Origin of the sequence: Proteus sp. LHD240705 (genome assembly GCF_047921555.1) — a bacterium.
GTDB lineage: Bacteria > Pseudomonadota > Gammaproteobacteria > Enterobacterales > Enterobacteriaceae > Proteus.
In genome coordinates this window covers 464889-485788 of record NZ_JBLRMI010000002.1, presented here as the reverse complement: position 1 = coordinate 485788, position 20900 = coordinate 464889, and the positions used below count along the sequence as shown (strand labels likewise).

At 36.8% G+C, this 20900-nt stretch carries 18 protein-coding genes and 1 tRNA gene; 7 read left to right on the top strand and 12 right to left on the bottom strand.

Annotated elements, in window-relative coordinates; all coding sequences use genetic code 11:
- Positions 1–53 precede the first annotated feature (53 nt).
- Positions 54–728: a DUF421 domain-containing protein gene (locus ACNART_RS05500; protein WP_198619428.1), complete on the bottom strand. Its 675-nt coding sequence runs from the start codon at positions 726–728 to the stop codon at positions 54–56.
- Positions 729–1003: 275 nt separating this feature from the next.
- On the opposite strand from ACNART_RS05500, the gene ACNART_RS05495 reads away from it, so the two are divergent.
- A complete protein-coding gene (locus ACNART_RS05495; protein WP_198619427.1) occupies positions 1004–1573 on the top strand; it encodes a hypothetical protein in 570 nt (189 codons plus the stop codon).
- Between the two features lie 366 nt (positions 1574–1939).
- Positions 1940–3943 carry a choline BCCT transporter BetT gene (gene betT, locus ACNART_RS05490; protein WP_198619426.1) on the top strand — a complete coding sequence of 668 codons (2004 nt, stop codon included), beginning with the start codon at positions 1940–1942 and terminating at the stop codon, positions 3941–3943.
- Positions 3944–4014: 71 nt separating this feature from the next.
- Here betT and hpaR read toward each other — a convergent pair whose 3' ends face one another.
- Complete coding sequence (gene hpaR, locus ACNART_RS05485; protein ID WP_109371512.1) at positions 4015–4452, bottom strand: homoprotocatechuate degradation operon regulator HpaR; 438 nt, start codon at positions 4450–4452, stop codon at positions 4015–4017.
- Positions 4453–5045: 593 nt separating this feature from the next.
- On the opposite strand from hpaR, the gene hpaC reads away from it, so the two are divergent.
- On the top strand, positions 5046–5564 hold the full coding sequence (gene hpaC, locus ACNART_RS05480) for a 4-hydroxyphenylacetate 3-monooxygenase, reductase component (protein ID WP_198619425.1): 519 nt from the start codon (positions 5046–5048) through the stop codon (positions 5562–5564).
- 597 nt (positions 5565–6161) lie between these two features.
- Entirely contained in the window at positions 6162–7649 is a 1488-nt protein-coding gene (gene dtpB, locus ACNART_RS05475; RefSeq protein ID WP_198619424.1) for a dipeptide/tripeptide permease DtpB, read from the top strand.
- Between the two features lie 143 nt (positions 7650–7792).
- On the opposite strand, the gene fbaA is transcribed toward dtpB, so the two are convergent.
- From fbaA to dnaQ, 9 genes are all read right to left on the bottom strand, one after another.
- Positions 7793–8872 carry a class II fructose-bisphosphate aldolase gene (fbaA, locus tag ACNART_RS05470; RefSeq protein WP_198619423.1) on the bottom strand — a complete coding sequence of 360 codons (1080 nt, stop codon included), beginning with the start codon at positions 8870–8872 and terminating at the stop codon, positions 7793–7795.
- A gap of 63 nt (positions 8873–8935) precedes the next feature.
- The gene (gene pgk / locus ACNART_RS05465) at positions 8936–10099 is read right to left on the bottom strand and encodes a phosphoglycerate kinase (RefSeq protein WP_099074324.1); all 1164 of its coding nucleotides are present in this window, start codon (positions 10097–10099) and stop codon (positions 8936–8938) included.
- Between the two features lie 87 nt (positions 10100–10186).
- Complete coding sequence (epd, locus tag ACNART_RS05460; protein ID WP_098940985.1) at positions 10187–11206, bottom strand: erythrose-4-phosphate dehydrogenase; 1020 nt, start codon at positions 11204–11206, stop codon at positions 10187–10189.
- A gap of 257 nt (positions 11207–11463) precedes the next feature.
- The gene (tkt, locus tag ACNART_RS05455; RefSeq protein ID WP_198619421.1) at positions 11464–13458 is read right to left on the bottom strand and encodes a transketolase; all 1995 of its coding nucleotides are present in this window, start codon (positions 13456–13458) and stop codon (positions 11464–11466) included.
- A 515-nt stretch (positions 13459–13973) separates the two neighbouring features.
- Positions 13974–14954: a hypothetical protein gene (locus ACNART_RS05450; protein WP_198632117.1), complete on the bottom strand. Its 981-nt coding sequence runs from the start codon at positions 14952–14954 to the stop codon at positions 13974–13976.
- Between the two features lie 48 nt (positions 14955–15002).
- Positions 15003–15455, bottom strand: coding sequence for a hypothetical protein (locus ACNART_RS05445; protein WP_198619419.1), 453 nt, complete (start codon positions 15453–15455; stop codon positions 15003–15005).
- Between the two features lie 377 nt (positions 15456–15832).
- On the bottom strand, positions 15833–16162 hold the full coding sequence (locus tag ACNART_RS05440; protein ID WP_198619418.1) for a hypothetical protein: 330 nt from the start codon (positions 16160–16162) through the stop codon (positions 15833–15835).
- Positions 16163–16350: 188 nt separating this feature from the next.
- Positions 16351–16427 (bottom strand) — tRNA-Asp (locus ACNART_RS05435).
- A gap of 123 nt (positions 16428–16550) precedes the next feature.
- Positions 16551–17303 (bottom strand): DNA polymerase III subunit epsilon, encoded by a 753-nt coding sequence (gene dnaQ / locus ACNART_RS05430; RefSeq protein WP_109371526.1) that lies wholly within the window; start codon positions 17301–17303, stop codon positions 16551–16553.
- 65 nt (positions 17304–17368) lie between these two features.
- On the opposite strand from dnaQ, the gene rnhA reads away from it, so the two are divergent.
- Entirely contained in the window at positions 17369–17851 is a 483-nt protein-coding gene (gene rnhA, locus ACNART_RS05425) for a ribonuclease HI (protein WP_023581088.1), read from the top strand.
- An 8-nt stretch (positions 17852–17859) separates the two neighbouring features.
- Here rnhA and ACNART_RS05420 read toward each other — a convergent pair whose 3' ends face one another.
- A complete protein-coding gene (locus ACNART_RS05420; protein WP_198619417.1) occupies positions 17860–18576 on the bottom strand; it encodes a methyltransferase domain-containing protein in 717 nt (238 codons plus the stop codon).
- A gap of 38 nt (positions 18577–18614) precedes the next feature.
- Between ACNART_RS05420 and gloB the strand changes: the two genes are divergently transcribed.
- Complete coding sequence (gene gloB, locus ACNART_RS05415; RefSeq protein WP_198619416.1) at positions 18615–19370, top strand: hydroxyacylglutathione hydrolase; 756 nt, start codon at positions 18615–18617, stop codon at positions 19368–19370.
- 75 nt (positions 19371–19445) lie between these two features.
- Positions 19446–20780, top strand: coding sequence for a murein transglycosylase D (gene mltD / locus ACNART_RS05410; protein WP_109371532.1), 1335 nt, complete (start codon positions 19446–19448; stop codon positions 20778–20780).
- Positions 20781–20900 lie beyond the last annotated feature (120 nt).

The following is a 20900-nucleotide window of genomic DNA, read 5'->3' as shown; positions in this document are numbered from 1 at the left end:
TGATGTCGCCATTTCGCTATTCACAAATCATCCAACCATTGATTTAAACTTCTTTAATTATCCTTCAATAGCGCGGTACGTTTTATCTTTCCATCTTGCAAAATAAAATTCACTTTGCCATCCCAAAATTCCGCCAAAAAAACATCTTCTGGTTTATCAATATGTTGATTTTTCATCTCATCTTGTAGCCACACTTCGTCTTTTTCTATTTGCGCTAATTCTGATGTTCGAATAACTCCGTCTTTCATGACAATAATCGAAGGCATTTTTGCACCATCACATACCACCGTGATTTGTCCATCAGGTTCAATCTGGGCGTAATTGACTTCCTGATATGAATGAATACCTTGAGCATGAAGACGAGACGTGATGTTAAGAATGTCTATTTTATTTTTTTTCTCCATGATGTTTTCCATAATAAACTCTCCCTTCTTGATAATAGGAATAGGATTACCAATGGTCACTGCACGGAAAAAATTGAAATGTTTGCTGATATAATTAAGCAAAGAGATAAAACAGACACCAATTAAGAAGACGATAATATATTGATAAAGAGGGATCGCATCGGTATAAATTACCCCACCCATAATGCCACCGAGCACAAAATTACCAATAAAATCAATAGGTGTTAATTGGGAGAGTTGTGTTTTACCCGATAAATTCATATGGGCTAGTATGATAGTAAAACCAATAATAAATTTGATAACAACCAGAAAGTAATATTCCATTTGCGTCTCACATTTCCAATAATTTCTGCACTTATTATAAAGCAGAAAATCTCATCTAGATAAAAATCTAAATTATTTTTACTTTGTTTTTCATGGGATTTGACTAAGAAAAAACACTTAATATACTTAGGTTTGTTGATTTTAAGACTCGCACTATACTTATTAAGATAGTTTTGCCGTAATCTCTTACAATCAACGCAATAGTTTCTCGCCTTTTCTAGTTTTTACGCGGGATATCACTGAATTGTTTTTGAACACATATTTTGGAGAAAAAAATGAATAAAAAACTACTTACTTCATTGGTTCTAGCGGGTCTTGTTACCATTACAGCTGGTTGTGATGATTCATCTAAAAAAGTTGATGAAGGCATTGACAAGGCGAAAGAGACAGCAACTCAAGTCACCGAAACTGCGCAAGATAAAGCGAATGAATTAACTGAACAAGCCAAAGATAAAGCTGCTGACTTGAAAGAAGATGCATCAGCAAAAGCAGATGAATTAACACAACAAGCTCAAGAGCTAAAAGATAAAGCTGAACAAAAAGCAGCTGAGCTAAAAGATGCAAGTGCTGCAAAAGCTGAAGAAGTTAAGCAAAACCTAGAAGCTGAAGGTAACAAATTATCTGAAAAAGCCGCAGAGTTAAAACAAGATGCGAGTAAAACAGCAGATAACCTAATGCAAGAAGCAGGCAACAAAATTGATCAGCTAAAAGGTGATGCTGCAAAAACAAGTGATGATGTAAAACAGCAAGCCCAAGAAACTGAAAACAAAGCACTTGATAAAGCGGATCAATTAACCGATCAAGCGAAACAAAAAATTGATGAGTTAAAAACTGAAAACAAATAATCCGATTTCAGTTTTTTTGATGATTTGTGAGCCAGTAAATTTTTACTGGCTTTTTTTGTTCATAAAAAAGACAAGGGTTGATCGATTAAGCAAAAAATGTAACCATGTTCTCCTTTTTTCAACAGGAGAAACCTATTAAAGTGCGAAAGCACCTATAAACAAAAAACAGCAATAAATTGATTTAATTGTCATTTTCTTCATCTTACGGAAAAAATAATTTGCTTCCGTTCTTTTTATAAAACATCACACTAATTTGATGCTTTATTCAAATTTTCTTATGAACTTTTCTTTTCTGATCACATAGACAATCAGAAAATTGATAGCGAAAAGTCTCTTTCTAGGAAAATAACAAAAAATAGGTTAGCTATGAGTCAACAAAACGATATAACCCCTCAAAAAGTTAGGATGAAAATTAATCCTCCCGTTTTTTATACATCTGCATTATTAATTTTATTGGTCGTTGGCTTCTCTGCATTATTTCCAGAGCTGGCAAATGATAAACTCAGTCATCTTCAGGAAAATCTCTTCACGAATGCGAGTTGGTTCTACATTCTAGCCGTTGCATTGATTTTGCTGAGTGTGACTTATTTAGGGCTTTCTCGATTTGGTGAAATCAAATTAGGCCCTGATCACGCTCGCCCTCACTTTAGTTATTTTGCTTGGTTTGCCATGCTCTTTTCAGCAGGAATGGGGATTGGCTTAATGTTCTTTGGTGTTGCTGAACCTGTTATGCATTATCTGATGCCTCCAACCGGTGAAGCTCAAACCATAGAAGCCGCAAAAGAAGCCATGCGATTAACCTTTTTCCACTGGGGATTACATGCATGGGCAATTTACGCCATTGTCGCTTTGATCTTAGCTTTCTTCTCTTATCGCCATGGTTTACCGTTAACACTGCGTTCTGCACTTTACCCAATTATTGGTGATCGCATACATGGCCCAATTGGTCATGCTGTTGATATTTTCGCTGTTATGGGAACCGTATTTGGTGTCGCAACTTCCCTTGGTTTTGGTGTTCTACAAGTTAATGCGGGTTTAAACCACCTCTTTAATGTACCTATTAACCCAACGATTCAAGTCGTATTGATTGTTGTGATCACAGGGCTTGCAACCATTTCTGTTGTTTCTGGTTTAGAAAAAGGCATTCGTTTTTTATCTGAACTTAACTTAGGATTGGCGGTTATTCTTCTTTTATTAGTCATTATTCTCGGTCCAACTGTATTGATATTAAAATCATTTGTTGAAAATACAGGGGGATATCTATCCGAAATTGTCAGTAAAACCTTTAATCTTTATGCATACGAACCAAAATCGAGTGATTGGTTAGGGGGATGGACACTGCTTTATTGGGGTTGGTGGCTTTCATGGTCACCATTTGTAGGGATGTTTATCGCACGTATTTCACGAGGTCGTACTATTCGTGAATTTGTTGTCGGTGTTCTGTTTGTTCCTGCTGGTTTTACTTTACTCTGGATGACCGTTTTTGGTAACACAGCGATTCATTTAATCAAAGATAAAGGGGCAGAAGCCCTCGCCAATATCGTACAACAAGATGTGTCATTGGCTTTATTTGAGTTCTTAAATTATTTCCCATTCTCATCTGTTTTATCCTTCTTTGCGATGTTGATGGTCGTTGTCTTCTTTGTGACTTCAGCAGACTCAGGCGCGATGGTTGTTGATACTTTAGCTTCTGGTGGTGATAGCGAAACACCAGTATGGCAACGCATTTTCTGGGCGGGTTTAATGGGCGTTTCTGCAATTACTTTATTGTTAGCGGGTGGTTTAACTGCACTACAAACAGTAACCATTGCAAGTGCACTTCCCTTCTCGATAGTATTGCTTGCTTCTATTTATGGACTAATAAAAGCATTGCGAGTGGATGTATATAAACGTGATAGCCAACAACTCACGACAATTGCACCACCAGCAAGCCGCAATCCGATCCCTTGGCAACGCCGTTTAAGAAATATTGCCTATTTTCCTAAACGCTCTCATGTAAAACGTTTTATGGATGAAGTGATCCAACCCTCAATGGAAATGGTATCTGCTGAGTTAAGTAAGCAAGCAACGCAATGTTTTATCCATAATGAAGAAGATGATCGAATTGGTTTTGAAGTCGATTTAGGCGATGACATGAATTTCTTCTATGAAGTTCGCCTACGTTTTTATACTCAACCTGCCTTTGCTTTAGCTGGATTAAGTGATGAAGAAAAAGACGAAGAACATAAATATTATCGTGCTGAAATTCATTTAAAAGAAGGTGGGCAAGATTACGATGTAATGGGTTGGACGAAAGAACAAATCATTCACGATATTCTTGATCAGTACGAAAAACACATTCACTTTTTACATGTGTTAGGTAAACAATAATTCTATCCACTGATAAAAGTCCAAAAGGTGATGTGTTAAACATCACCTTTTTTTCTTACTTTCAAGATAACTTATTTTTCAGCTTGCGCCGAGTCATCAGCCTCTAAAGCAATCAACTCTTTTAATAGACCTGACAGTCGCTGTAATTTTTCAGTGGAAAATTTTTGCTCAATTAATTGATAGCCCTTATCTATTTTAGGCTGAATTATGTCGTATAAATTTTGACCATTAGCAGAAAGAGAGACAAACAGCTTACGTTGGTCACTCACGGGTTTTAAGCGACAAATTAATTCGTCCCTTTCCATTCGAATCAGAATGCCCGTTAAACTAGGTCGAAGAATACACGCTTTTTGCGCTAATTCGTGAAAATCAATAGAACGCTTATCCGCAAGTACTCGAATAATCCGCCACTGCTGTTCTGTCAGATTATGCTCTTTGAGAACAGGTCGAAAAAAACCCATTGCAGATTCCCGAGCTTGTAATAGCGCGATAGTTAATGATTCATGCATAATCAAGAAGCTCTTTATATGGTGTTATAGGTGAAATGACAAAATATCACTCAATATAGACAGTGAAAAAGTACCGCTGTTTATGGTTTATAAAATGACTATATTCTAAGAATAGACTAATTGTTACAATTATTCATATTAACAAATAAATAAAGTTGACTCAATTTTTGCAATTTTCTTCCCTTTGTGCAATTTATCACCCACGTTCCTTTTTTAGGATTAATTTCATCTTCCGCAACATCTTGAGCTATACGCAATTTTTATGAATTGGCAATTTGTGTTATCTGTTTACCAATCAAAAAAAGTAGCCTAATTTGCCTATTATCCTACCTCTATATTAGGAATAATGGCGCTTAGAGATAAGGTTGTCTCACCGTTATTTGAGATAAAGTTAACGAGTTGTAACAAAGAAAGATTGCTATCTTTGTTCATGCGCGGTAGCGTTACGGCTTTAAAACAACGCAACAAAGAAACCGGCAATAACATCACAACTTTGTTAGCGAAGTAGTTAGGTGATTTTTTTAGTTATCTAACTAATAATTATTTTAAGTGAAGACGCCCACAGACGAGAAGTCTGGCAGTAGGAGTAAATAATGTCTGAGGAAAAACAGGCTAACCCACTTTTTCGGGATGCGATGGCAAGCTTAGGTGCTGCGGTCAATATCGTGGCAACAAATGGTGATGCGGGATGTTGTGGCTTAACAGCAACAGCTGTATGTTCTGTTACTGATAACCCGCCTACCGTGATGGTCTGCATCAACAGTAAAAGCCAAATGAACGCTATTTTTCAAGAAAATGGAAAATTAAGCATCAATATATTGAATCATGAGCAAGAAGAAATGGCATGTCATTTCGCCGGAATGACAGGGCTTGCGATGGCTGAGCGCTTTACCCAACCAGGATGGCAAAACGGACAATTACAACAACCCGTATTAACAAATGCGCTTGCCTGCCTAGAAGGTGATATTTATGATGTACGCCAAGTGGGTACACATTTTGTTTATATGACCGAAATTAAGAATATTTCGGTGCGTGAAGATGGTGATGGGCTTATTTATTTCAAGCGTCGTTTCCATTCTGTTAAAAATGAACAAGTACCAATCCCTGTTTAAATTTCACCTATTTTACCTCAAGATAAAAACGCACTTTTAATAAGGGCGTTTTTTTATTGATTATAATCACATCATAAATTAAATATTTATTTATATTAAATGAATATTTATTTAACTAAATAACATTCACTAGCGTTTAGATATTTATTAAATATTTATTAACATCTGTTTGTTATAAAAGATTAATTTTTAATTATAATGAAAAATTTCTTTCTAGAATCAATCAGTCACATAATCAAAAATATTTTCTCTCTACTTTTATCCTGTATCTTTATTTAATTTACTCAGATTAAAATACAAACAAATAATAATCTTCCTGATTATATTTTATACCAAAGATCAATTAAATGACTTTATTTTAAAATAAACTAATGAATATTTTTTTCAATCTGGTATTAATCTTACCCACAGTGTGATCAACCTTTGAGAAGTCATTCCATCAATATATTAGTCTACTCGACTTGCTGATTACCTTCTTAAATTTGCAAACATCACTCTAAATGCGACAGATAATGTTACCGTCGTGTAACATTCCTCGTGAATGTGAGTAAATAACATCGTTGTTGAAAATAAATAATAATTAGGGGCATTACAGATATGGATAAACCCGCTCAAGTCGGTTTATTACAACAGCCTAAACCATTCTTTATGATTTTCTTTGTAGAATTATGGGAACGTTTTGGTTACTACGGCGTACAAGGTATTCTTGCCGTTTATTTTGTTAGTAAACTCGGTTTCTCTCAAGAACAGGCTTTCATTACTTTTGGTGCATTCTCTGCACTGGTTTATGGGCTTATTTCTATTGGTGGTTATGTTGGTGACCACTTATTAGGAACAAAACGAACCATTGTTTTAGGTGCTATTGTTTTGGCTATCGGTTATTTCATGACTGGTATGTCAATTATGTATCCTAATTTAATTTTCTACGCATTGGGAACTATCGCAGTAGGTAATGGTTTATTTAAAGCCAATCCTGCAAGTTTATTAGCGAAATGCTATCCACCTAAAGATCCACGTCTTGATGGCGCATTTACGCTATTTTATATGTCGATCAATATCGGCTCATTAATTTCTTTATCTATCGCCCCAGTACTTGCTGAACGTTACGGATATGCACTGACTTATAATATCTGTGGTATTGGCTTGCTCATGGCGTTATTAGTTTATTTCTTCTGTCGTAAAATGGTTGCCAATATTGGTTCTGAACCAGACCATTTACCGATGAACTTTAGCAAACTGTTATTAGTTATTGCTGGCTCAATTGCTATGGTATTTGTTTGTGCATGGTTATTGCACAACGTTATGATTGCAAATATTGTCTTAGTTAGCTTGTCTATTATTGTTGTCTTCATTTATTTCCGTGAAGCGTTTAAACAAAAAGACAGAGTTGCTCGTAATAAAATGTATGTTGCATTTGTTCTGATGTTAGAAGCTGTTGTTTTCTACATTCTGTATGCTCAGATGCCAACGTCACTGAACTTCTTTGCTATTCATAATGTTCATCACACGCTTTTAGGCTTTGATATTAACCCTGTAAGCTTCCAAGCACTAAACCCATTCTGGATCATTATTGCTAGCCCAATCCTTGCTATCGCTTACAGCCATTTTGGCGCGAAAGGTAAAGATTTCTCAATGCCAGCGAAGTTTACTGCTGGTATGCTTCTGTGCTCATTAGGATTCCTTACAGCGGCAGCATCAGGTATGTGGTTTGCCGATGCTCAAGGCTTAACATCACCTTGGTTTATCGTTCTGGTTTACTTATTCCAGAGCTTAGGTGAACTGATGATCAGTGCGTTAGGTTTAGCAATGGTTGCAGCATTCGTACCGCAATACATGATGGGCTTTATTTTAGGTATGTGGTTCTTAACACAAGCCACGGCTTATCTGTTAGGGGGTTATGTAGCGACTTTCACAGCAGCACCAGAAGGTATTACTGATCCACTACAAACATTACCTATTTACACTGATGTATTTGGTAAAATTGGTATTGTGACCTTAATTGTTGGTTTAGTGATGTGGGCAACAGTACCTTTACTGAACCGCATGATGAAAGAAGAAAGCAAAGACGTTAAAGTCGCTGGCTAATCTTTCAATCAATATCTAATTGAATATTAAGCGCCTATTTATAGGCGCTTTTATTTTGGGCTAAGAAGATTATTCTCTTTTTGCTAGCCATAAAAAAACCCGCTAAATAAGCGGGTTTAGTTTAATCATTAAGAATGATTCAATTACAGAACATCAATTGCATTCAGTTCTTTAAAGGCTTGTTCTAAACGAACAACCATTGATGCTTGTGCTTGACGTAACCAGTTACGTGGGTCGTAGTATTTCTTGTTAGGTTTATCAGCACCTTCTGGGTTACCTAACTGACCTTGCAGATAACCTTCGTTCTTTTTGTAGAACTGTAAGATACCATCCCAAGTTGCCCACTGAGTATCTGTATCGATATTCATTTTGATAACACCATAGCCAACAGCTTCTTTGATTTCTTCTGCTGAAGAACCGGAGCCGCCGTGGAATACGAAATCTAAGCTATTGTGTGGTAAGTTGAATTTTTCTGATACGTAGTCTTGTGAGTTACGTAGAATTTTTGGCGTTAACTGAACGTTACCTGGTTTATAAACACCGTGAACGTTACCGAAAGATGCCGCGATAGTGAAACGAGGGCTTACCGCACTCAGTTTTTCGTATGCGTAAGCAACATCTTCTGGTTGAGTATAAAGCGCAGAGCTGTCCATACCCGTGTTATCAACACCGTCTTCTTCACCACCCGTACAGCCTAATTCGATTTCTAAAGTCATATCGATTTTAGCCATACGCGCTAAATATTTAGCACAGATTTCGATGTTTTCTTCTAATGACTCTTCAGATAAGTCAATCATGTGAGAAGAGAACAGTGGTTTGCCTGTTTTAGCGTAGTGTTTCTCACCAGCATCTAACAGACCATCAATCCATGGTAATAATTTTTTCGCACAGTGGTCAGTATGCAGGATAACAGGAACGCCGTAATATTCAGCCATTTGGTGCACATGGTGAGCACCTGAAATTGCGCCTAAAATAGCAGCTTGCTGTGGTACATCAGATTTAAGACCTTTACCTGCGATAAATGCAGCACCACCGTTAGAGAACTGTACAATAACAGGAGAACGAACTTTCGCAGCAGCTTCTAACACAGCATTGATTGAGTCAGTACCTACACAGTTAACCGCAGGCAGAGCAAATTTATTTTCTTTTGCTACCGCAAATACTTTTTGTACATCATCACCAGTGATGACACCCGGTTTCACGAAATCAAAAACTTTAGACATGTAATAAGATCCTATATTTGGAACAGGTAGAAAATAACTTTCTACCTGTATGAGCTGACTTAATTACTGTTTAGCGCGTTCTTCTAACATTGCAACAGCAGGAAGTTTTTTACCTTCAACGAATTCTAAGAAAGCACCACCACCGGTTGAAATGTAAGAGATTTTGTCTGCGATATCAAATAAATCAATAGCAGCCAGCGTATCACCACCACCTGCGATAGAGAATGCTTCACTATCTGCGATTGCATTAGCAATGATTTCTGTACCTTTGCGGAAGTTAGGGAATTCAAACACACCGACTGGACCATTCCACAGGATAGTTTTCGCGTTTTTCAGGATCTCAGCTAAACGTTCTGCTGTCACATCACCGATATCCAGCACTTGTTCATCATCTTTGATGTCACTTGCTGATTTTAAAACAGCTTCAGCAGTTTCAGAGAACTCAGTTGCAACACGAACATCACTTGGTACTGGAATATCACATTTTTCCATCAGTTTTTTAGCATCATCAACAAGGTCTGCTTCATATAAAGAACGACCTACTGGATGGCCTTCTGCTGCGATAAAGGTATTTGCGATACCACCACCAACGATTAATTGGTCAGCAATTTTTGATAAAGAATCTAATACAGTCAGTTTAGTTGAAACTTTAGAACCACCAACAATCGCAACCATTGGGCGAGCAGGTTTATCTAATGCTTTACCTAATGCTTCAAGCTCTGCTGATAACAGAGGACCCGCGCAAGCAACTTGTGCAAATTTAGCAACACCATGAGTTGATGCTTGAGCACGGTGAGCGGTACCAAATGCATCCATGACGAAAACATCACATAATGCAGCGTATTGCTTAGACAGAGTTTCGTCGTCTTTCTTTTCGCCTTTGTTAAAACGAACGTTTTCAAGAACAACTAATTCACCTGCATTGACTTCAACACCATTTAAATAGTCTTTAGCAAGGCTAACTGGTGCAGTTAATTTATCTTTCAGATAGTCAACAACTGGTTTTAAAGAGAACTCTTCGTTGTACTCACCTTCAGTAGGACGACCTAAGTGAGAAGTTACCATCACTTTAGCGCCTTGTTTTAACGCGGCTTCAATTGTTGGTAAAGAAGCACGGATACGCGCATCTGAAGTCACTTTACCATCTTTAACTGGAACGTTCAGGTCAGCACGGATAAGAACTCGTTTACCCGCTAGGTCTAAATCGGTCATCTTAATTACAGACATGATGAATCCTCTCATTGATTCTCTAAAATTTAGTAATCTTCTGTTCAGTGCCTTGTATTATTACGCGACACCGTCATTAAAACATGATTATTTAAAACCAGTTGCAGCCATTGCTAACGTTGTATCAAGCATTCTGTTAGCAAAGCCCCATTCATTATCACACCAGACTAAAGTCTTGATCAGGTGTTGCCCACTGACTCTTGTTTGTGTGCCATCAACGATTGCACTATGAGGGTCGTGGTTAAAATCAGTTGAGACTAATGGCAATTCTGTGTAATCCACTATACCACGAAATGCGCCAGTTGCTGATTTTTGAATTAACCGATTGACATCTAACACATTTACAGCAGTTTTTACAGTGACACTTAAATCAATTGCCGTCACATTAATTGTAGGAACTCGTACAGAAATTGCCTCAAAATGATCCTTAAATTTCGGGAAAATTCGAGTAATTCCTGCCGCCAATTTCGTATCAACAGGAATAATAGATTGTCCTGCTGCACGAGTACGGCGTAAATCCTTATGGTATGCATCAATCACAGGTTGATCGTTCATGGCTGCATGGATTGTGGTTACTGTTCCTGACTCTATATTAAACGCGTCATCCATCATTTTAATGATGGGAATAATGCAATTTGTTGTACAAGATGCGTTTGAAACAATTCGGTGCTCTTTTTTAAGTTCGTGTTGATTCACACCAAAAACGACAGTTGCATCTAAATCCGTTGTACCGGGATGAGAAAAAAGTACTTTCTTTGCGCCTTGTGCAATATGCGCTTCGCCATCAGCTCGTGAGCCGTAAGCACCACTACAATCAAGTACAACATCAATACCAAGTTCACCCCAAGGTAAATCAGTAATATCAGCGTGATGAAATAAACGAATAGTATCATCACCCACTTGCAATAAATCGTTATTAATTCGTACATCCCAAGCAAAACGTCCGTGGCTGGAGTCATACTTGAGAAGATGCCCAATACCTTGTGCATCAGCCAATTCATTTATTGCAATAACTGTTATTTCAGCTCGTTTACCTGATTCATAAAGCGCTCTTAACACATTACGCCCTATACGACCAAAACCGTTAATAGCGACTCTGATTGTCATGTGACTTCCTTGATAACTAGTGATTTGCAACCGCTTAGAATAATAGAGCAAGATACTAATCAACAACGATAAATCAAGTAAATCTAGAAATTGTGCAGTCACCGACATTTTAGGATTAACTGAAACGGTTCAGCTTACTGATAATCAGATTACGAGAAATGAGAGAAGATCGCAATAGTAAACAAAGATGGAAGGATAAAAAAAGAGCACATCTGAGAAATTCTTCCCAAAAATGTGCTCTTGTTAACATTTATTGATTATTTAAGTAAAGATTTTGCCTGTGTAACCACATTTTCAACAGTAAAACCAAACTCTTCAAATAACTCGTTTGCAGGTGCAGATTCACCGAAGCTACGCATACCTACAATCGCGCCATCTAAACCAACATACTTGAACCAGTAGTCTGCAATACCTGCTTCGATAGCAACACGCGCTTTCACTGATGCTGGTAATACTGCTTCACGGTAATCTGCATCTTGTTTATCAAATGCATCTGTTGCTGGCATAGAAACAACACGTACTTTACGGCCTTCAGCTGTCAGTTGTTCATAAGCGCTAACCGCTAATTCAACTTCAGAACCTGTTGCAATAAAGATTAATTCTGGAGTACCAACGCAATCTTTCAGGATGTAACCACCCTTCTCGATATTTGCCAGTTGCTCTGGAGTACGTGGTTGTTGTGCAAGGTTTTGACGAGAGAAGATCAGCGCTGTTGGACCATCTTTACGATCAATTGCATATTTCCATGCAACAGCTGATTCAACTTGGTCACATGGACGCCATGTGCTCACGTTTGGAGTTACACGCAGGCTTGCCATTTGCTCAACAGGTTGGTGAGTTGGACCATCTTCACCCAGACCGATAGAGTCATGAGTATAAACAAAGATACTGCGGATCTTCATCAGTGCAGCCATACGTACAGCATTACGTGCATATTCCATAAACATCAGGAAGGTAGCACCGTAAGGAACAAAACCGCCATGTAGTGCAATACCGTTCATGATTGCAGACATACCGAATTCACGTACACCGTAATGGATGTAGTTACCCGCTTTGTCTTCGTTCAGCGCTTTAGAACCAGACCACATAGTCAGGTTACTTGGTGCTAAGTCCGCAGAACCGCCCATGAATTCTGGTAATACTTTACCGAATGCTTCTAATGCATTTTGAGACGCTTTACGGCTTGCAATGCTTGAAGGGTTTTGTTGCAGATTTTCAATAAATGCTTTGGAATCTTTTTCCCAGTTTGCTGGTAATTCACCAGAAACACGGCGTTTGAATTCAGCCGCTAATTCAGGGAATTGTGCTGCGTATGCAGCAAATTTAGCATCCCATGCAGCTTCTTTTGCTTTACCCGCTTCTTTCGCATCCCACTCTTTATAAATTTCTTGTGGAATTTCGAATGCTCCGTATTCCCAGCCTAACGCTTTACGTGTTTCAGCGATTTCTGCATCACCTAATGGGGAACCGTGAGAATCAGCAGTACCAGCTTTATGAGGAGAACCAAAACCGATAGTGGTTTTACAAATCAGCAGTGAAGGTTTGTCAGTGATTTGTTTTGCTGCTTCAACAGCTGCTTTAATGCTTGCTGCATCGTGGCCATCAATACCACTGATTACATGCCAGCCATAAGCGTCGAAACGTTCTGCTGTGTTATCAGTAAACCAACCATGCACTTGACCATCAATAGAGATGCCATTGTCATCATAGAATGCAATCAGTTTACCTAATTGTAATGTTCCCGCTAAAGAACACGCTTCGTGGGAGATACCTTCCATCATACAACCATCACCCATAAAGGCGTAGGTGTAATGGTCAACAATGTCATGACCAGGACGGTTAAATTGAGCCGCTAATGTACGTTCTGCAATAGCAAAACCCACTGCGTTTGCAATACCTTGACCTAAAGGACCCGTTGTTGTTTCAACACCTGGGGTATAACCATATTCTGGGTGACCTGGTGTTTTAGAATGCAATTGACGGAAGTTTTTCAGATCATCTAAAGAAACTTCATAACCAGACAGGTGCAGTAAGCTGTAAATCAGCATTGAAGCATGACCATTAGATAAAACGAAGCGGTCACGATCAGCCCAGTTAGGGTTAGTTGGGTTATGATTTAAAAAATCACGCCATAATACTTCTGCAATATCAGCCATACCCATAGGGGCGCCAGGGTGTCCTGATTTCGCTTTTTGCACAGCATCCATACTTAAAAAACGGATCGCATTAGCAAGGGTTTTACGAGTGGTCATTTTCTACTCCAAGTCGGATAAAAAGCATCTAGATAGCTGATTCTCTCAATGCGGGCAAAAAACCGCAATATAAAAAATCCACAAAGGTGGCTATCGTAATTAGCATAAAGCAATAATTCTTTGATTTGCACAGCATTTTTTACAATCAAAGCGGGAAATAACATTACACCACCGCATTGTTGCGCAACAAAAAGCAAAAGAGACAATAATTTGCGCAATTGAGAAGCGTGCTATTAAACCCTAGCTTGATATGACTAATCAAGATAAAATTTCATTGCTGAATTATCCATCAAATCAAATAAATACCGTATTTGTGTTAATTATAGCCTAATAACTGACTGGACTTGTTATCAGGAAGTAGAATTATACAAATTTTAAAAAGATAAAAAGCAGATAATTCACTGATTCAGTAATAAAAATCCTATTTACATCATATATAAATAAAAGGAAAACATCGCGTAACACAGTTGTTACCCCTTTTATAAAAATAACTTATTTATATATTCTACTTATTTTTAATTAATTTTAGATAAGTAATATTCTAAGTGTAATTCCTTAAAATCTTCTTTTCTGACAAAAAAATGCAAATCAATAATTGATTTCAATAATAGAAAAAATTTTAAATTATCTCTTCTACAAAAAGCTTTTAATTTCAAAATTTCATTTGGATTGTTTTTCAAAATATAATAATTATAATTCATGATGATCATTTTAGACACAAAGACATTGAGTGCTGATTGATCTTTACTTAAGAAACTGGCTAATATTTTAAATATTTTATCCGTATCATTTTTATACGCTTTGATAAATTTCTCAGGTGATAGATAAATTAAACATTGATCTTCTAGTGTAAAAACAAAGTTTTCATCTTTCTCTAGAAGAAAATTAACGATCTCTATTTGTTGTTTTTTAATTATATTAAAATCATCATGATGTTTTTCATTACTGTATTTTAATACAAGATCATAAGTTGTATTAATTAGCTCGTCAGCTTTTATTACTTCATCACTAGAATAACGAAAGTAGAGTTTATTATCTTTAACAATAAAATAATGATAATAAAAATCAGCAAATCCCATATCATAGAATAAATAATTAATAAGTTCGGTTTTATAGGTATTCTCTTTTTCTTTACCTAAAAAAGAAAGATCGGATTTTAATTGCGAAACAATATAGCTTGAAAATAAATTTTTATTATAAAAATTTTCATTTCTATTTATAGATAATAAATTAGGTAATATTCTCAGAAAAGAAAAAAATTGATAATAATTTTGATCATAAGGTTCATCACTAATAATCTCATCTATTTTTTTTGAATTAAAAAGCTCATTCCACCACGAAAGATAAAGAGCTGATTTATTTTTTAGTTTTACTGAAATAATTTCATCCAATTCCCCCTCCCAAGGCTGTAAAAATAAAATACCATGTTCAAAAGAAAGCGCTCTTGGATTAAATAATTTTCTTAATTTATATTGATAAATTTTAGTGATATCCATTTCTCTACGTCCTTACGTTATTATAAAACCTTAAAAAAACCAGCAAATTTAAATAGTTATTACTTTATTATGGTAGATCCCTATTGGCCAATATCCTTGATAGTAGATATTAACAATATTTTCCCAGTTGTCTCCAAGGGAAAAGTATTTTTCTGATAAGTATTGCCGAAATGCGTAACTAATCGCATTTTTAGCTGCAATATTGAAATCATGGGCATCATATTGAAATGGAGTACACGGGATATTTTTCACGCTATCCATCACACAACGCGTTATCTTTATACGTTGTTCTATTAATGCCTTAGGTAGGGTTTGCTTTGTATAAAAAGGATCATCTTGAGTTGGTGAGGTAGGTAACCATATAAAATCTAACTCAGAGAGCAATAAACTCTCCAGACCTGAAAATAAAATCACATTATCAGCCTGTAAATCCGCTTTTCCCATATTAGAAAAAAAAGCGGAGCTCTCTATTTTGTGTCGTACTTCGTCAAAAAAAATCATGATTAATCGGCTCAATAAACTCAACATCAATTCTATCAACAGTCACAGTAATATACTGATTTTCAAAATATGTGTAATGATAAAAAAGATCATCTTCAAAGACTAAATTAGCAACAATCAATTTGTTATCGAACAACATTCCAGTAAGTTGGTAAGAAAACGTATTTTCTATTAAACAAATTCCATTACTTTCCTTAAAATAAAAATATTAATGAGCCGTTATAAATTCGATATTCAGCCTATGTAACGAACAAAGATCAACAAATTTTTGAGAAATAACTAATCAACCGATTTTTCGTCTCTTTTACATCAATAAGTGCGCCTTATGTATTAGCAATAAAACCAAACTTATAAAATGTCATTATTTCTCCTTAGGATCAGTACCAACGTCCCATAGGTGAATTCTCTCTCAGATTTTTATCAATCAATTCTGGTGTGATAATATTTTGTTCAATAACAGGAAGCATAATTTCATCTAGAATTTCGCAATCAATATGACAACCTGTATTATGAAATATAAGGGTTAGCGCTTTATCAATTAATGCTTGCTCATCATATTTTTTTATTTCAAGAATAAATTGAACAATCGCTTGTTTTATCTCTTTATTTTTACTGTATTCGGCTTGTTCCGTTTCGAATTCTTGATAATAAAAGTTATCGAGTTCTTTGGATAGCGTATTTAAACGTAAACGAAATTCCTGCTTCATAAATGAATCCTAAATATACCTAAGAGTATGATTTGATGTCTTTTATCAATAGCAAACCATCCTTATAAATAAAGATAAGAAATAGCATGATTAAGACAGATAAGCAAAGTGCTTTAGTTTGATAAAAGGAACAGTTTGATAGGCTATAAACGCAAAAACCCCAGCATAAATGCTGGGGTTTGGAATGTTGGCGGAACGGACGGGACTCGAACCCGCGACCCCCTGCGTGACAGGCAGGTATTCTAACCAACTGAACTACCGCTCCGCGTATCCTTTCGGACGAGGTGAATATTACGAATCTCTTGCCTTGTCGTCAACTGTTTTTCTAACAAAAAGATGCATTTGGATAATTTTTAATCTCAACTTACTCTTTGTGCTTTTTTTATATTCAAACAGTTTCATCATTTGGTGCAGGACGCCATAAACAATGCCCGCCTTTCTTCTCAACTAAATCTAATCGAGACTCATGCTCAGCAAGTTCATCTGCGGTTGCTCTTATTACTCTTAATCCTGAAACTGGGCGCTCGATACGCTGAATATCATTTTGCTCTTGCTCGTTACTTGATTCGCCTTCCATTGAAAATGCCAATGCTGTTTGTCCACCGGTCATAGCCAAGTAAACATCAGAAAGTATTTCAGCATCCAATAACGCGCCGTGAAGAGTACGTTTAGAGTTATCTATTAAGTATCTATCACATAAAGCATCAAGATTATTTCGTTTACCAGGAAATAATGCCCTTGCCATTGCAAGGCTATCGGTAATTTGGCAGAACGTTTCAGTAGGCGGAATATCACGATTAAGCTTTCTAAACTCATAATCCATAAAGCCGATATCGAACGATGCATTATGAATGATCAGCTCTGCGCCACGAATATATTCTAAAAACTCATCGGCAATATCAGCAAAAGAAGGACAATCCTCTAAAAATTCATCACTAATACCGTGAACTTCAAACGCTTCAGGATCAACTAATCTTTCAGGCTTAATATAAACATGGAAATTTCGCCCTGTTAGTCGACGATTGATAACCTCTACGGCACCAATTTCAATGATATTATGACCTTCATAATGAACGCCCAGCTTATTCATACCGGTGGTTTCGGTATCAAGTACAATTTGTCGTGTGATTGGAGTGCTCATAATCCGTTTTTATGTCAGACTTAGGGTTAGTTTTTCGTATTAATCAAAAAGGATAAGTCGCCTTTATGCACAAACAGGTAGAAATATTCACCGATGGTTCATGCTTAGGCAACCCAGGCCCTGGTGGTTATGGCGCTATTTTACGCTATCAACAACATGAAAAAACCCTAAGTGAAGGTTTTTTTATGACCACCAATAACCGAATGGAACTTCTTGCCGCTATCGTAGCATTAGAAACATTAAAATTCCCTTGTAAAATTACACTGACAACAGATAGCCAATATGTCAGACAAGGTATCACGCAGTGGATCCATAGCTGGAAAAAGCGCCAATGGCGCAAAGCAGACAAAAGCCCTGTACTTAATGTCGATTTATGGAAACGCTTAGATAGTGCTATTACTCGTCATGAAATTGAATGGCATTGGGTAAAAGGCCATGCAGGTCATGATGAAAATGAACGTTGTGATGAATTAGCAAAAACGGCGGCTCAATCACCTACACAAGAAGATACTGGCTATATTGAAAGCCAGAAAGATAAAACACAATGAATCATATTTTATAGCTCTGAGTGATTGCGTGTAGCACCTAATACTCGACCTTTTACACTCATGCGTGGCAATGCAAATTTCAATGCAGTGGGTGTTAAAGGAAGCGTTCTTTTACGAGCAATAATTAAATTTAAACAGCCACCGGCGTGATAGCGGCTACCATCACGTTTTATTGGTCTTGAACATGGCATAATCTGGAAATTCTGTTGTGTCATCACTTCGTAATTTAGCACACTAAGCCAATCAATTTGGCGTCGAAGTGAAAACATACGACTTGAATAAGGCTGTTTTTGTCGTAAAACAGGCGTGCATTTACCCAGTCCTAATAAACTAATAGGGTTAAAGCTCGTTAATACTATCCAGCCATCATCAATTAAAACACGATCAGCTTCTCTTAATAGCCAATGAGGATCTGCACTATAATCAAGTACATGAGCCATAAGGCAAACATCAACCGATTTATTTTCAAAGGGTAGATAATTTAAAGACGCGATAACATCCGCATTTATTGCATTTGATGTCACATTGACTTGATGTGAAACGATACTTAATTTGGTATCCAACTCGGCACTGAGTTGACCGAGTTTTAGCAAATGAAAGCCATACATTTTCGGCCACCAGTTTTGTAAACGCAATTCAATCGCCATGCGATAATATTCCCCCCAAGGAATATCACGCCAAGAATCCGGCATTGTAATTGGTTTTACTGAACGCGCTGCTTTCATTGTTTACCCCTTTATATTTTATAAGTAAGGTAACTTATATGGAGCTTATCAGAATTCCTGCTTTATCCGATAACTACATTTGGCTATTAAGTAATGAAAATAGTGAATGTGTGATTGTGGATCCGTCACAAGCAAAACCTGTTATTGAAATGCTCTCTCAACGCTCACTAATACCTATCGCGATTTTATTAACCCACCATCATGATGATCATGTTGGTGGAGTTGCTGAACTTGTAAAAAAATATCCTAACATTGACGTTTTTGGCCCACAAGAAACACAAAATAAAGGTGCCGAAAATATTATTCATAATCAAGAGCGTATTATTGTTGGCTCTTTCACTTTTAATGTAATTGGCACACCAGGTCATACATTAGGTCATGTTGCTTATTATTGTGAACCATATTTATTTTGTGGCGATACACTTTTTTCTGGTGGTTGTGGTCGTTTATTCGAAGGTACCGCACAACAAATGTTTAGTTCATTACAAAGATTGAGTGCTTTACCTGATAACACATTAATTTGTTGTGCTCATGAATACACCCTATCAAACATGGTCTTTGCACATCATATCATGCCAGAAAATGCACTTATTACCGATTATTTAGCCCAAGTTAGTGAAATGCGTAAAAATTTGCAACCTACTGTGCCAATAACACTAAAAAACGAAAAGAATATTAATCTTTTTTTGAAATCTGACGATATTGATTTACAAAGGATTTTAGGTATAACCCCTAATACTTACGCGCCAATTAAGACATTTACAAAATTAAGAGAATTAAAAGACAACTTTTAATTTCTATTGGTTGTTTTATTTTGGCACACTAAGTATTATTTGGTTCAAAAAACACACAGGATGAATTTTTCTATTATGAAGACAAAAGCGATTTTGTTCTCCATATTGCTCTTGGCGGGTTGCCAGCAATCGGAGAACATTAAACCTAATTTGTCTGCGATCACACCAACATCAACGAAAGGGACTTCAACTTCTCACCAACCTCAATATGATGTAAAAACCAATTTATGGGGTTATGTGGTAAGTGAATTGAAAATGGATCTCCCTGAAAATGAAAGGATCTCGCAGCAAGAATTATATTTTTTAAATAATCCCAAACATATACAGAGTGTTGCTTCTCGTGCTGAACCTTATATGTATTCGATTATTGATGAAATTGAAAAGCGTGAATTACCGATGGAACTTGCACTTGTTCCTGTCGTTGAAAGTGCGTTTAATCCCCATGTTACCTCTTCTGCAAATGCCGCAGGTTTATGGCAATTTGTACCAATAACCGGTAATTACTATGGTTTGGCACAAAACCAATGGTATGACGGTCGTCGTGATGTTATGGCATCAACTAAAGCTGCCCTTGATTTACTTGAGCGCCTTTATGTGATGTTTGATAGTGATTGGGCACTTGCCCTTGCTGCTTATAACGCAGGTGAAGGCCGTGTTATGCAAGCAATAAAGGCAAATGAAAGTAAGAATTTACCAACAGACTATTGGTCGCTTTCTTTACCCAAAGAAACTATGAATTATGTTCCTAAAATTCTAGCATTGAGCAAAGTTATTCGTGAAAACGAAGAAACCATTACTTTTCCAAAAAGTAACTACCGAGATAAAGCGTTAGCCTCATTTGATGTCGGCGAGCAAATCACGTTAAATAAAGTCGCTGAATTAAGTCAGTTACCTATTAATACAGTAAAAGATTATAACCCCGGCTATAAGCGTGGAATAACCGCACCGAATGGCCCTCATGTCATTATGTTGCCTCGCAATAAGCTTGACCAATTCCGTAACGCTTTTGAAGATGAAGCTGTATTAGAAACTATTCGCTTGGCTGTTGCCAAAACGAATCAATCTATTAAGCAAGAAGGCGTTTATAAGGTTCGTTCAGGAGATTCGTTTTACGCTATTGCTCGTCGCTACAATATGAGTGTAAAAGACTTACAGCGTATTAATGGATTGAATGCAAAGAGCACATTACTGGTTGGTCAAACATTAAAAATTCATAATGCAGGTAGTGTCAGTAATACCACGACAACGAAACCAACAAAACCTTCACCAAGCTACTATAAAGTACGCCAAGGTGACTCTTATTACAGTATTGCCCGCCGTCACGGCATTAATCTTAAATTATTAATGAGTTGGAACGCCGACATTAAGATGTTAAAACCGGGTACACAACTCACGCTTTATACTAAATAATTAATATCGTCTCTGTTTTATGCTTCTTTAAAAGCCATCGATATGTTTAATACCTTACAGGTGATAAATGTCGATGGCTTTTTTATTACCAATAAAAAAGCGCCTGATATTAACTTATCA